Source organism: Cellulosilyticum sp. (assembly GCF_982396655.1).
In genome coordinates, this window is sequence record NZ_CEVXFV010000012.1 from 55,444 (window position 1) to 68,041 (window position 12,598).

General features: G+C 34.1%; 18 protein-coding genes. 5 read left to right on the plus strand and 13 right to left on the minus strand.

Annotated elements, in window-relative coordinates; translation table 11 throughout:
- Positions 1-63 precede the first annotated feature (63 nt).
- The 12 genes from AC1VAQ_RS07285 to AC1VAQ_RS07340 form a co-directional block, all read right to left on the minus strand.
- Entirely contained in the window at positions 64-483 is a 420-nt protein-coding gene (locus tag AC1VAQ_RS07285) for a hypothetical protein (protein ID WP_479903733.1), read from the minus strand.
- 88 nt (positions 484-571) lie between these two features.
- Positions 572-1,606: an FtsZ/tubulin family protein gene (locus tag AC1VAQ_RS07290; protein ID WP_479903734.1), complete on the minus strand. Its 1,035-nt coding sequence runs from the start codon at positions 1,604-1,606 to the stop codon at positions 572-574.
- Positions 1,603-1,845: a hypothetical protein gene (locus AC1VAQ_RS07295; RefSeq protein WP_479903735.1), complete on the minus strand. Its 243-nt coding sequence runs from the start codon at positions 1,843-1,845 to the stop codon at positions 1,603-1,605. Before AC1VAQ_RS07295 ends, AC1VAQ_RS07290 begins: the two co-directional genes overlap by 4 nt.
- A gap of 74 nt (positions 1,846-1,919) precedes the next feature.
- On the minus strand, positions 1,920-2,312 hold the full coding sequence (locus AC1VAQ_RS07300; protein ID WP_479903736.1) for a hypothetical protein: 393 nt from the start codon (positions 2,310-2,312) through the stop codon (positions 1,920-1,922).
- Positions 2,313-2,461: 149 nt separating this feature from the next.
- A complete protein-coding gene (locus AC1VAQ_RS07305) occupies positions 2,462-2,623 on the minus strand; it encodes a hypothetical protein (RefSeq protein WP_479903737.1) in 162 nt (53 codons plus the stop codon).
- Positions 2,624-2,684: 61 nt separating this feature from the next.
- Positions 2,685-3,002, minus strand: coding sequence for a hypothetical protein (locus AC1VAQ_RS07310; protein WP_479903738.1), 318 nt, complete (start codon positions 3,000-3,002; stop codon positions 2,685-2,687).
- A 4-nt stretch (positions 3,003-3,006) separates the two neighbouring features.
- Positions 3,007-3,858: an ATP-binding protein gene (locus AC1VAQ_RS07315; protein ID WP_479903739.1), complete on the minus strand. Its 852-nt coding sequence runs from the start codon at positions 3,856-3,858 to the stop codon at positions 3,007-3,009.
- Positions 3,773-4,699, minus strand: coding sequence for a DnaD domain-containing protein (locus AC1VAQ_RS07320; RefSeq protein ID WP_479903740.1), 927 nt, complete (start codon positions 4,697-4,699; stop codon positions 3,773-3,775). The genes AC1VAQ_RS07315 and AC1VAQ_RS07320 overlap by 86 nt, the downstream gene beginning before the upstream one ends.
- Complete coding sequence (locus AC1VAQ_RS07325; protein WP_479903741.1) at positions 4,680-4,871, minus strand: hypothetical protein; 192 nt, start codon at positions 4,869-4,871, stop codon at positions 4,680-4,682. The genes AC1VAQ_RS07320 and AC1VAQ_RS07325 overlap by 20 nt, the downstream gene beginning before the upstream one ends.
- A gap of 174 nt (positions 4,872-5,045) precedes the next feature.
- A complete protein-coding gene (locus AC1VAQ_RS07330) occupies positions 5,046-5,540 on the minus strand; it encodes a helix-turn-helix domain-containing protein (RefSeq protein WP_479903742.1) in 495 nt (164 codons plus the stop codon).
- Between the two features lie 113 nt (positions 5,541-5,653).
- Entirely contained in the window at positions 5,654-5,845 is a 192-nt protein-coding gene (locus AC1VAQ_RS07335) for a hypothetical protein (RefSeq protein WP_479903743.1), read from the minus strand.
- A 160-nt stretch (positions 5,846-6,005) separates the two neighbouring features.
- Positions 6,006-6,206 (minus strand): helix-turn-helix transcriptional regulator, encoded by a 201-nt coding sequence (locus tag AC1VAQ_RS07340; RefSeq protein WP_479903744.1) that lies wholly within the window; start codon positions 6,204-6,206, stop codon positions 6,006-6,008.
- Between the two features lie 166 nt (positions 6,207-6,372).
- Here AC1VAQ_RS07340 and AC1VAQ_RS07345 point away from each other — a divergent pair, with 166 nt between their 5' ends.
- The 5 genes from AC1VAQ_RS07345 to AC1VAQ_RS07365 all read left to right on the plus strand — a co-directional run bounded on the left by AC1VAQ_RS07345 (position 6,373) and on the right by AC1VAQ_RS07365 (position 10,849).
- Complete coding sequence (locus AC1VAQ_RS07345; RefSeq protein WP_479903745.1) at positions 6,373-6,801, plus strand: helix-turn-helix domain-containing protein; 429 nt, start codon at positions 6,373-6,375, stop codon at positions 6,799-6,801.
- 41 nt (positions 6,802-6,842) lie between these two features.
- Complete coding sequence (locus AC1VAQ_RS07350) at positions 6,843-7,202, plus strand: ImmA/IrrE family metallo-endopeptidase (protein WP_479903746.1); 360 nt, start codon at positions 6,843-6,845, stop codon at positions 7,200-7,202.
- Positions 7,203-7,293: 91 nt separating this feature from the next.
- Entirely contained in the window at positions 7,294-8,679 is a 1,386-nt protein-coding gene (locus tag AC1VAQ_RS07355; RefSeq protein ID WP_479903747.1) for an SNIPE associated domain-containing protein, read from the plus strand.
- A gap of 144 nt (positions 8,680-8,823) precedes the next feature.
- Positions 8,824-10,455, plus strand: coding sequence for a recombinase family protein (locus AC1VAQ_RS07360; RefSeq protein ID WP_479903748.1), 1,632 nt, complete (start codon positions 8,824-8,826; stop codon positions 10,453-10,455).
- Positions 10,433-10,849: a sigma-70 family RNA polymerase sigma factor gene (locus AC1VAQ_RS07365; RefSeq protein ID WP_479903749.1), complete on the plus strand. Its 417-nt coding sequence runs from the start codon at positions 10,433-10,435 to the stop codon at positions 10,847-10,849. The genes AC1VAQ_RS07360 and AC1VAQ_RS07365 overlap by 23 nt, the downstream gene beginning before the upstream one ends.
- Positions 10,850-10,923: 74 nt before the next feature.
- On the opposite strand, the gene AC1VAQ_RS07370 is transcribed toward AC1VAQ_RS07365, so the two are convergent.
- Positions 10,924-12,594 carry a ribonuclease J gene (locus AC1VAQ_RS07370; protein WP_302597780.1) on the minus strand — a complete coding sequence of 557 codons (1,671 nt, stop codon included), beginning with the start codon at positions 12,592-12,594 and terminating at the stop codon, positions 10,924-10,926.
- Positions 12,595-12,598: the final 4 nt, after the last annotated feature.

Below are 12,598 nucleotides of genomic sequence, written 5' to 3' on the forward strand. Positions count from 1 at the left end.
TGCCAGTAATAGTCCTACTTATACTGACTGCCTCTCCTATTTTTACATATGCTCACATATTTTTCATTTATAAATAACTAACCCTTTACTAGTTGCCTTTAATGCTGCATATATAATAATATCATTCCTCTTATCATAATAACACGACTTTTCCATAGCCAATATCCTCAATATCTTTGGCAACCTATACTGTTCTTTATAGGTTAAATTAAACACGCCTTCATACTCCGTATCCTTAAATCTAGCCTTAGTTTCTTCTACAACTTTCAGCCATTTTTCTTTTTCTTCATGTTTTTGATCCATAAGCTCTAATGCGCTATTTTCGGTCTTACTACGTATGGCATTACTCTTGCCACCTTCCATAAAGCCCATTTGTACACCATATATAATGTCCTCTGTTAAAATCTCTAACTGTTCATATTCTTGCTCGTAGTTGTAAAAATAGTATTCAATCTTTTTAATAATGTCCTTTTCTAATATCATGCTATGTCCTCCTCTTATCGTCAAATAGACGCAAAAACACTTATGCAGCCATAACCTGGGCATAAGTGTTTTTAAATCTATTCCACTTTTATTTCTTACGGTATTTTGCAAAAATATCATTGGTACTGCTTGCTTTAACAGCTTTTACTTGCGGCGTGATGCCTCCTAAAAAGTCTATCTCTTCATTGAGCTTATTGATACTTGTTGCACTTAAATTATTTGTAATGGTTGCTTGACTAGCCTTGACCTTCTCTTTCATTTCTAAAAGTCTTGTGAAAGGTAAGCTTAATCCTGCTAAAACGCATACTGTATAGTCGCTATGATAACCTTGAAAAACATCTAAGTAGTTTCCTATTTCTTTCTTTAGCTCACTGACTTCAAAACTTCTTGCTGCTAATAAACCTATGTATTTAATGACGTAGTCTCTTTCCATTGGTGCATAGATATTGTTTTTAAAGCTTTCTACTAATTTAGCTGCTGTTGTTTCTGCTTTTTCCACTTTGTTAATGGTTAACATTCCCCTTGTTTCAATTAACTCCTTAATCTCTGCCTTATCGATATTCCCTCTTACATCTTTATGATTTGGCATATCCATCATTTGATCAAAAGCCTTTACAAATTCTTGATTGATTATCAGCTTATTTTTATAGGCATTATTATCTAAAACAATAGTACTTGCCATTTCAATATCTGCTAATTCTCTAAAGCACTCATACGAGTTAATATGGGTTTTAAGTGGTTCATTTTCACCTGGTATAATTGTAATGGCACCAACCTTTTTCTCCATATGTTGTCCTAATAAATCAATAAGCATAGGTGATGCACCTGATCCTGTCCCGCCACCACTACTGAATATCACATAAATAAAATCTTCAGGAATCTTTTGCTGAATGGCACTGGCAATTTGTTCAAAGTCTTCTACCACTAGCTCTTTTGCCTTATTTCTATCTTTATTACAGCCTTCACCGCCCTTAATGTGATACTTAAACTTCACTTTAGTTAATGTATCTAAATCTTCTATTGATGTATTTAAAAATAATACGTTATAACCATTCTTTTCGAGCATACTGCCTATATTGCCACCTGCTTGTCCTACTGCAATAAAACCTATTCTATTTTTCATTTGAGTACCTCCCTAAATTTTTCTATCCCTTGTTTTGTAATAAAATATGTATGTTCACGTCCTTCTTTAAGGCCATTAGCTACAAGCTCCGCCCTTACCAGTTTGCCGAGCCTTAAGAAAAGATTTTGTGCACCTATTTCCATCTGTTCGAGTATTGTTTTACGTGACATACCACTAATAATTGAATTTGCCTTGTTTTCATCTAAAATATTTAAAATCATAAAGTCCAACTTATCCATAAGCCTCAACCTTTTTACGTAGTTTTATTATTTTTTATGATGTTTTATTTTCTTTTATCATCTTTTATTTAGTTTTATGATGTTTTAAGTAAATCAATTAAGTCTTTGTACATCATTGTCTCTTTGTACTTGCCATTATCCAGCACAATATAACTTGGATAAATCGCTACTACCTGCTTTAACTGCATACACTTTATCACCTGGTCATTCATAACCTGCTCCACCGGAAAGCTTAACTGACTTCCTACCTGAATGTTTTGCTTTAAGGCTTGATACTTTAAGTCATAACAATCAAAGTCCCTTAGCTCTAAGCTATCTTGGCGCTTTGTCGCACCTAGCCATAATGCTCTTTCACTCACTGCTGCTGTCCTTACACCTAATCTTTGAGCTGCTGCTACTGGTCCTATCTTGGTATAATACGCTTTGATAAACTGATCCATCTCTGCTGTCCATTTCACATTTTGCATAGTCTCCTCCATTATCCTCTATTTGCTAACTTTCATTACCGCTTTCAATATATTCTTTAAGTGCCTCCACTTTATCTGTATCACTCATCTGCATATCATATACAATCTCAGCAATCTCTTTTAGCATAACTGTCATTTCCCTCACCCCTTTAGCTTAATCTCTTTACTACACACAATTTTGCAAGTTCAATATCTTCAAGTTCTTCTATTGCGCTTTTAAACTCCGCGATAACTGTTACTATTGATTTGTTATAGCGATTAGCCACTAAGTTCATCCATTTTGAGATTTCTAATGCTTTTTCATTGTTCATCTTCTATCTGCCTTTCTATCTTGCTTACTTAATGTCTTGTGATTTCAAGTGTATGACCACGTTAATAAAACGAAAGCTGTTTACAACCCATCTCATCTATTACCACTTGTAGTTGATGTTTCATCTGCTGTGGTGCTAATTGCAAATTCGTACAATACTTTGAAGCATATACTTGTAAGGCGATTTCTTCCAAAGTATCTTGCTTACTCCAAAGTTTAACTGTACTTCTTATGTGTTCAAAAACACACTTATTGTCATAGGTCGCAATATGGTCTTTTACATAATTTATCCATTCTTCCTGAGATAATACAGTGCCATTTCGTAAATGGTAAATCCAGTGTGCTCCTACCTGCTCTTTGCATCCTACTGTTAGATCCATTTTGTCACCTCACTAAATTTCTCACGATACTTAGTTTTTGTTTAGCGTTATCAATACGTTTTGATTCCCCTGTTATCTCAATAGCTGGGCAAGACTCAACAATGCGGTCATATGTTCTATGTACACCATCTGCACCTGTTAGCTTATTCTTAAGCTGTTGAGGTGTTAAGTTGGTTGTAATAATTGTGGGCAGTTGTAATCGCATACGTGTATCAATTAGCGAATAAATAATCTGCTTTTCTTTACCCGTCTTGCCTTCATGCTCAGCACCTAAATCATCTAAAATCACTAGACTTGCCTGCTTAAACTGATTTAAAATAGCCACTTCGCCTTCTTCACCATACGACCTATATGATTCATAAATTTTATTAATTATGTTAATGCTACTTGTAGCAATAACCGGTACATATTGCCTAAGTAACTCATTGGCAATGCAAAAACTTAAGTAGCTCTTACCTGTACCTGGTGAGCCATAAAATAACATACCTACATTCTGCTGCTTCATGTTTTGCCAGTTCTCACAATAATTTTTACCTAGCTTATACCACACCTTATTACGCTCATCTAGTTGCCAATTTTCAAATGTGCATTGTTCAAAAGCACCATCCATGAGTGAATATCGTTTTAAGCGTTCAAGCATTCTAAGCTTTTCCTTGTTTTGTTCTTCTTCCTGCTTTTTGGCATAAGCTTCACTTTCACATGCACAAGGGATTTTAACTTTTCGCTTACGTCCTAAAACTTCTAAGATATATTCCTGTGGTGTGCCACATTTACTGCAAATCTGACAAATTAAGTCCAAGTCCTGCATAGGCGTCTTTGTCATTAAACGATTCATGATTTCCACTCTTTTGTCCATCTTGTTTTTCCTCTCTTGCCTTTAAGTAATTTTCTAATGCGGTTGTTGATCTAATCCCTACTTCTCCCCAATTCACTAATACTTTTTCAATATACCTAAGCCCCCTTGCATTATTCTTACGTGCAATTTTCATCGCCATTAATACCAGCTCTGCACCGTAGCATGTCACTAAATCGTTTAAAACCTCTGCTTCATATGCTTTAGGTAAATAAAAATTGTTTTGGAAAAAGTCCACCACTTGTTCAAAAGATGATGATGAAGTCTCTGGGTAAGTCTCTGAAGAAGTCTTAGAGAAATCTCTGGTATTGGTTGGGTCATTTTGTCCATATGCATTGGGCCATTTTGTCCCTTTGCATTGGGTCATTTTGTCCCCTTCCATTGGGTCATTTTGTCCTCTTGCATTTTCCCATTTGGGATATTGCATAGGGTCATTTTGTCCAAGCTTGTCCGCTGCCTCTGGACATGCTTTTTCTTCAGCTGCATTTTCAGCTGCTGCTTGCTCGTCAATATAAGCTTCTAGCCTATCATAATCAATGGTGTACCACTTGGTTCTATCCATTCTCAGCTTATTAAAATTCCCTGTTTTTAAAATGCCTAGCTTTTCTAAGTTATTAAAAATACGTTTTAGCGTCTTATCACCGTAAAATGGGAATGACTTCCCCCATTCTTTCATGCTGTTATACGTCCAGTACTTGTCCTCATAAAAGTTCAGTTCCTTCGCTTTATTAATTTCTATCCAGTAATGCACCTGCTGCAATACAATCGCTTCATTTAGTCCAATACAGGTTGCTAAAACCGTATCTACCACTAATGGTGATTTATCAAATAGCACTTTTCTCATAAGCTGCCTCTCCTATTGCATCCATTAATTTTAAAGAAAACTGTTCTACCTCTAATTGTTTTCTACAATCTTCCACCAAGATTTTAAAAAGCGCCATATCTGTGGTATAGGCTTTATAAGCTTCTGGAAACATTGCAATTTTTCTTTTTGCGTATTGTACGGCCTTGTCCATTGAAAATCCTCCCTAAATCCTATCTATTTGCTTGTATTTACTTTAAAATATATACTTTTTTGTATTAATTTGACTAATCATGTTACCTGTGCTATACTTAAAACATCTAAAGTTTTATATACGAACTCTTCCAGGATTGCCGTCTTGAAAGAGCTCAATGAATTGTGTATTAGATTATACATAAGCTCTTGTAAGGTTGCCGCCTTGCAAGGGCCTTTTATTTTTCATAAAACTTTGTAGTAATAAAGGTAAACTCACACTTGCCAGCTCTGCTATTTCCTTTTGTACCTCTCGCCAGCGTTCCACCTCATCCTCTTGGACTACATTGTCACAAGCAATTTCAATCATATCCGTCTGGATTTTTAAAATATCGTTGTATTCTTTCTGAAACCGCAAAGTTAAATTGTCTAGATCCGCAGTTACAACATCAGGTAAAAGCATCTTGCCTATTTGTGTACATTCGCGTAAATAAATGTAACCAATAAGTGGATTCTCATAAAGTTCGATTAATCGCATGACCATATCTTCACTTGGTATCACGACGCCATTTTCCCATTTACTAATAACTGCTGCATCACATACACAAATTAACTTACAAACAGCTTCTTGACTTAACTTTCTTTTATGCCTTTCTTCAGCAATAAGCCTTGTAAATGTATTTGATTTCATCCTAAGCCTCCCTCAACTTGTTTTCACAAAACAAGTTTTCCTTAAAATATTGATTTGCCAACTCATTGTTTTCCACTTCTTGGAATTGTATAATTAAACTATCTTAATTGCTCCTATGTATGTACGACTACCTGCTCTTGTTCCGGTCCATGAATAGCCCGATTTAACAAACTTCGTTTTTCATCATCACTACACTCTAGATTAACAATATAGTCTACAATAAGCTGAGCATGAATATGCGCCAGTTGCTTCTTAAAACGCTGCATACCCTCTTCAGTTTGTGGATAGTGTACTCTTACCTTCATAGTACTCACCCCTATATGTATGTAGTAAATTTTATGCTTGTAGAATTTTGTCCTATGCCTTTTAAAAAATGAATCATTATGGTTTTAAAGTTACTAATCATGTACATACTACCTCTATAATATGTCACAGAACATCACTTACTTAAATTCATTTTCTTTGCTATTTGTCATTAATTATGACATTGTGATTTAAAAAAATATTATCGTCATTAGTTTGCAAAATTTCTTTTATTTTAATTGCAATATCTAATGGCGGTGTCAGCTTTCCTTGCTCATATCCTGTTACAGTATTTCTCTTTTTACCAATAAAATTTGCAACAGTTTGTTGAGTTAAACCAAGTTCTTTACGTCTTTCAATCATTTTAATTCTCAAATTTGTCACCTCTTTTGTCATTTATTATGACATAATAATAAGTCATTTTAAATGACATGTCAAGCTGATACTTAAATTTTTGTTATAATTTATGACTTTTGTAGAAATAAGTCATTATAAATGACTATAATAAACCTATACGGAGGTCTTATTTATGAAAAATGAATCCATATTCTCTAAACGATTAAAAGAATTAAGAAAAGAGCACAATCTGACACAAGCAGACTTAGCTCAAAAATTAGGAGTAGTTCGCACTGCTATTACAAACTATGAAACCAATAGAACTATGCCAGATCCAGCAGCTCTCAATGAACTGGCAAATCTGTTTAATGTTTCTATTGATTATCTTTTAGGCAATACAAATATACCAACTGATAACTTATCAGTAAAAGAAGAAAAAGATATTGCAAAGAAATTAGATGAATTAAAAGAAACCTTAGAGTCACAATCCGGTCTACTCTTTTCAGGTAGTGAGATGGATGAAGAAACAAAAGAATTCTTACTAGCGTCCCTCGAACGCACAATAAGACAATCAAAAGTACTTGCAAAAGAAAAGTTTACACCTAATAAATATAAACAATAAGTCACATAACAGCATAAATAGATTACTTGGGGAGGGATAATGTGACTGAGCTCCAAATTTTAGACGTAATAAAAAAACTTGTACAGAAATACAAAACAACTAATCCATTTGAACTATGCGATCTAATAGGCATTCATGTTGAAAAAGAGCCTTTAGGCAAACTGGATGGATACTATCATTACTTTAACAGAATTAAACAGATAAGAATTAATGAAAACCTAGACGATGCTAAAAGCAAATGGACATGTGCACATGAATTAGGACATGCTATAATGCATCCTACTTTAAATACGCTCTTCTTATCTGCTAATACATATATGGTAACCAGCAAATTTGAAAATGAAGCTAATCTATTTGCTGACCTCCTAATAGAATTAGATCAAGATATACATATTTGTTAAATATAGCTTCTTTGCTACTAAAAATTTACACAACTGAAAAGGCATGATAATGGTACAGCATATCAAACATTTTACCATGTCTTTTAATATTATGAACTGGAGAATTAGATATATGGGACTATTAGATTTATTTAAAACAAATGAATACAAAAGACAAATTAATACACTACAAACACAACTGTCAAATGAGCATAACACCAACCTAACCTTACAGGATACTATCAGAAATTTAAATACCCAAATTACGCAACTACAATCTATGCTTGCACCAGAGCACAATGATGCATTGACACTACAAAACACCATAAAAAATTTACAAACAGCTAAAGATTCCTTAAGTGCTGATATTAGGTCACTAAATACACAATATGCTCAACTTGAACAATCTATTGCTGCTAAACAAGAACAACTCGTTACAATGGATGATGAAATACTTCTTCAAGAGTTTGGATTATACAAACCACTCTATCCTTTTGTTAATTCTGAACAATTTAAGCAAAGATTAAATGATAATCGCAATCAGCAAAAACAATTAATTAAAGATAAAACAGCTGTAAACTACTCGAATGATTGGTTAGTAAATGGTAGTAAAGCTGAAGGTACTAAAATGAATAATAATAATATCAAGCAGATCATAAGGACCTTTAATATTGAATGTGAAAATGTAATTGATCGCGTTAAATTTAATAATATTGACTCTATGGAAAAACGTATTAATAAGTCATTTGAATCTTTAAATAAAATGAACGAATCTTGTCGCGTCAGCTTAACACATCAATTTTTAAATCTTAAAATTCAAGAACTTCACTTAGCATATGAATATCAGGTTAAAAAGCAAGAGGAAAAAGAAGAACAAAAACGTATTCGTGAAGAAATGCGTGAACAAGCACGACTACAAAAAGAACTTGAAGATGCACGTAAAAATATTTACAAAGATCAAAAGCATTTCATGCAGGCTGCTGAAAAAATTAAACTTCAACTTGAAGATTCCTCACTTTCTGCTGAACAAAAAGAACTTCTTTTAGAAAAACAAGAAGAACTCCAAAACCAACTTACAACTCTAGAAACACAACTTCAAGACATTGATTATAGACAAAACAATCAACGTGCTGGCTATGTTTATATTATCTCGAATATAGGTGCCTTTGGTGAAAATGTATTTAAAATAGGTATGACTAGACGATTAGAACCAATGGACCGAGTTGATGAGCTTGGTGATGCATCTGTACCATTTAATTTTGATGTACATGCCATGATTTTCTCAGAAGATGCTCCTGCACTTGAAAATGCACTACATAAAGCCTTTGAAAACAAAAAATTAAACATGATTAATCAACGTCGAGAATTCTTTAATGTTACACTGGAGGAAATTGAAGAAGTTGTTAAAGCTAATTTTGATAAGACAGTAGATTTTGTTAAAGTAGCACCAGCAGAACAATATAGGGAGTCATTAAAACTTAAACAATCTAATTTATAACTACTCTCAATATTATTTTGTATTTATAGTACTTTAATAATATAGTACCAGCCACTAATTTATTAGTGGTTTTTATTTCACCCTTTTATTCACTCAATATTTAAAATATAATAAATTAATACTAAGCAATTTAAGAGGTGCACAATGAAAATCGCAATTTACTCTAGAAAGTCCAAATTCACTGGCAAAGGTGAATCTATTGGCAACCAAATAGAAATGTGTAAAGAATATATCACTTCTCATTTTGGAGAATGTGAATTAATCATATATGAAGATGAAGGCTTTAGTGGTGGCAGTATTGATAGGCCACAATTTAAGCAAATGCTAGCGGATGCTCAGGCCAAGAAGTTTGATACTTTAGTGTGTTATCGCCTGGATCGTATCAGCCGTAATATTGCGGACTTCTCTTCTCTTATTGAAGATTTAGGGCTGCATAGTATTAATTTTGTTTCGATTAGGGAACAATTTGATACAACAACACCTATGGGCCGCGCTATGATGTATATTGCTTCTGTTTTTGCTCAGCTTGAAAGGGAAACGATTGCTGAGCGTATTAGGGATAATATGCTGCAACTTGCTAAAACAGGTCGCTGGTTAGGTGGCATAACGCCTACTGGTTTTGAATCTATCGAAATCCATGCTGAAGATGCGCATGGTAAAACGAGAAAGGCCTTTAAACTTTCACCTATTGAAAGTGAGCTTAAAATGGTGAAGCTTATTTTCGATAAGTATCTAGAACTTGAAAGCCTGACTCAGGTAGAAACGTATTTATTACAGCATCATATGACAACTAAAAACGGTGGGAATTTTACACGTTTTACAATTCGCACACTCCTCAACAACCCTGTTTATGCAAAAGCAGATGAAGATGTTTATCATTACTTTGATATGAATAATTATGAAATATATGTTGATAAAGAAGACTTTAATGGTGTGAATGGTATTATGGCCTATAACAAGACCATTCAAAAGAAAAATAAGTCTAATAAGCTAAGAGATGCCTCTGAATGGATTATTGCTATTGGGCAACATGAAGGGATCATAGAAGGAAAGGATTGGGTCAAGGTGCAAGAGCTCATTAATCAAAATAAATCTAAGACTTTTAGAAAAACACGTAATCAAGATGCTCTGCTCTCTGGCATTTTACGCTGTAATAAATGTGGTAGCTATATGCGACCTAAAATGGGGCGTACTTTAAAAGATGGCTCACAAATGTTTTATTATCTTTGTGAATTAAAAGAAGCTTCTAAAGGTGTTAGATGTGATTGTCGTAATGCGCCAGGTCCTAAGATTGATACGGCTGTTATTGACTTCTTAAATAAAGCATCTGATGATCAGTCTCTTGTACGCTCTGAAATGAGTGATATCAAGATTAATCTAAAAAATCATAGTGAAATGCTAAATACACAAATTCAATCTGTTAAAGATAAAATTTTAAGTAATGAAGAGGCTATTAAAAACTTAGTCAGTACTTTATCTTTATCTGAGCAAACTGCTGCTGGTAAATATATCATTGACCAAATTAATGCGTTAGATCGTCAAACTGCTATGCTTAAAGAAGAACTCTTTAACCTCAATCAAAAGGCAACCTTTATCGAAATGGAAAGTCATAAACATGAGCTGATGGATAATTTAGTACTTTCTATTGGGACTACTATTAAAGCATCTAAGGATATTGTAGGGTCAAGAAATCAAATACGCACACTTATCGATAAGGTATTGTGGGATGGTGAAGACCTTGATATTATTATGATTGGAAGCACTCACGATAAGTGAACGCAAATGTTTCCACAGGGAGTACATAGCAAATGAAATATTAATGAGTATTCGTTCCGATCGTAAAAAGAAGTCTGAAACCTCTTTGCAAGCTCCTATTGGGACTGATCAAGAAGGCAATGAGATCTCCCTTCTTGATATTATTTGTATAGATGGTGATACCATTTTCGATCAAGTTGACCTAGACATTGAAGTCAAAAAGCTTTATATGCAGATCAAGAATTTGCTAAAGCCTAGGGAAAAAGAAATTTTGCTACGTCGCTATGGTCTTTATAATAGACAAGAACAGACACAAAGAGAGATTGCAGAGGAAATGGGTATCTCCCGCTCTTATGTGTCCCGTATCGAAAAAAAGGCACTTAAAAAACTTCATAAAGAATTAGAGAAACTTTAAAATATAAAAGGAGCCATAACAAAATTATAAATAATTTTGTTATGGCTCCTTTTATATTTCTCTTAAGAGATTTATTATACTTCCATGATAATTGGTAAAATCATTGGACTACGTTTTGTTTTTTGCCATACAAATTCTCTTAAATCGTCTTTTACAATTGTTTTGATTTGTGACCATTCTACAATATGTTTTTGTTCGCAGCGATCTAAGGCTCTGCGTACAACTGATTTCGCTTCGTCCATTAGGTTTTCTGCTTCTCTTACGTAAACAAAACCTCTTGAAATAATATCTGGCCCCGCAACTACCATACCTGATTCTTTTTCTAATGTCATCACAACGATAAGTAAACCATCTTGTGATAAGTGTTTACGGTCGCGTAAAACAATATTTCCAACGTCACCTACACCAAGCCCATCTACTAAAACTTGACCTGATGGTACATTGCCTACTACTTTACAGCTATCTAATGAAAGTTCAATCACTTCACCAATTGTTGGAATTTGAATATTATTACGACGCATACCAAGCTCCATTGCAAGCTCTGCATGTCTTTGTAAGTGTCTGTATTCACCATGAACTGGAATAAAGTATTTAGGTCTAACTAATGTATGAATAAGTTTAAGTTCTTCTTGAGCTGCGTGGCCTGATACGTGTGTATCTTCACGTACAACTTTTGCACCTTTTTTACAAAGTTCATTAATAACTTTTGAAACTGTTTTTTCATTTCCTGGAATAGGTGTTGAACTTAAAATGATAACATCACCAGGTTTGATATCAATTTGTTTATGATCCGATGTAGCCATACGTGATAAGGCCGCCATAGGTTCTCCTTGACTTCCTGTCATAATAAGCACTACTTGATCATCACGATAACGTTTCACATCATTGATTTCAATCATGATACCTTCTGGTACAGATAAATAACCTAGTTCACTTGCTGTCTTCACAACATTTACCATGCTTCGGCCAATAACTGCAACCTTACGCTTATATTTAGCTGCTGAATAAATGATTTGCTGTACACGGTCAATATTAGATGCGAAAGTCGCTACCATAATACGTTTATCTGTATTGGCTGCAAAAACATCTTCAAACTTTTGACCTACTACCTTTTCAGATTGTGTAAAACCAGGACGCTCTACGTTTGTACTATCTGCCATAAGTGCAAGGACACGTTTTCTACCGATTTCTGCTAAGCGATGAAGATCTAATGGTGCACCACTAATTGGTGTATAATCTACTTTAAAGTCACCTGTATGCACCACAATACCTGCTGGTGTCCAAATTGATAACATCACGGCATCTGCAATAGAGTGGTTCGAACGAATAAACTCTACTTTAAAATTATTACCAAGTTTAATAGTTTCACCTTGACTCACATTAATACGCTCTGTTGTTTTTAACAGATTATGCTCACGTAACTTATTTTCTACAAGTCCGATTGTTAATTTTGTACCGTAAATTGGCACATTAATTTCTTGTAATACATAAGGTAATGCACCGATATGGTCCTCATGGCCATGTGTCAGTACAATCCCTCTAATTTTATTAATATTTTTCATTAAATACGTAATATCAGGAATAACTAGGTCAATTCCTAACATCTCGTCTTGTGGAAACGCTAAACCGCAATCTACAATCATGATATCATCTTCGTATTCGAAGACTGTCATATTTTTGCCGATTTCACCAAGTCCTCCCAATGGAATAATACGCAATTTACTTTTAGCTTTTCTTGGTACCAAGACT

Coding starts and splice junctions, on each gene's coding strand:
- AC1VAQ_RS07285 (WP_479903733.1), bottom strand. CDS start 483: ATGATATTAGAAAAGGACATTATTAAAAAGATTGAATACTATTTTTAC.
- AC1VAQ_RS07290 (WP_479903734.1), bottom strand. CDS start 1,606: ATGAAAAATAGAATAGGTTTTATTGCAGTAGGACAAGCAGGTGGCAAT.
- AC1VAQ_RS07295 (WP_479903735.1), bottom strand. CDS start 1,845: ATGGATAAGTTGGACTTTATGATTTTAAATATTTTAGATGAAAACAAG.
- AC1VAQ_RS07300 (WP_479903736.1), bottom strand. CDS start 2,312: ATGCAAAATGTGAAATGGACAGCAGAGATGGATCAGTTTATCAAAGCG.
- AC1VAQ_RS07305 (WP_479903737.1), bottom strand. CDS start 2,623: ATGAACAATGAAAAAGCATTAGAAATCTCAAAATGGATGAACTTAGTG.
- AC1VAQ_RS07310 (WP_479903738.1), bottom strand. CDS start 3,002: ATGGATCTAACAGTAGGATGCAAAGAGCAGGTAGGAGCACACTGGATT.
- AC1VAQ_RS07315 (WP_479903739.1), bottom strand. CDS start 3,858: ATGGACAAAAGAGTGGAAATCATGAATCGTTTAATGACAAAGACGCCT.
- AC1VAQ_RS07320 (WP_479903740.1), bottom strand. CDS start 4,699: ATGAGAAAAGTGCTATTTGATAAATCACCATTAGTGGTAGATACGGTT.
- AC1VAQ_RS07325 (WP_479903741.1), bottom strand. CDS start 4,871: ATGGACAAGGCCGTACAATACGCAAAAAGAAAAATTGCAATGTTTCCA.
- AC1VAQ_RS07330 (WP_479903742.1), bottom strand. CDS start 5,540: ATGAAATCAAATACATTTACAAGGCTTATTGCTGAAGAAAGGCATAAA.
- AC1VAQ_RS07335 (WP_479903743.1), bottom strand. CDS start 5,845: ATGAAGGTAAGAGTACACTATCCACAAACTGAAGAGGGTATGCAGCGT.
- AC1VAQ_RS07340 (WP_479903744.1), bottom strand. CDS start 6,206: ATGATTGAAAGACGTAAAGAACTTGGTTTAACTCAACAAACTGTTGCA.
- AC1VAQ_RS07345 (WP_479903745.1), top strand. CDS start 6,373: ATGAAAAATGAATCCATATTCTCTAAACGATTAAAAGAATTAAGAAAA.
- AC1VAQ_RS07355 (WP_479903747.1), top strand. CDS start 7,294: ATGAACTGGAGAATTAGATATATGGGACTATTAGATTTATTTAAAACA.
- AC1VAQ_RS07360 (WP_479903748.1), top strand. CDS start 8,824: ATGAAAATCGCAATTTACTCTAGAAAGTCCAAATTCACTGGCAAAGGT.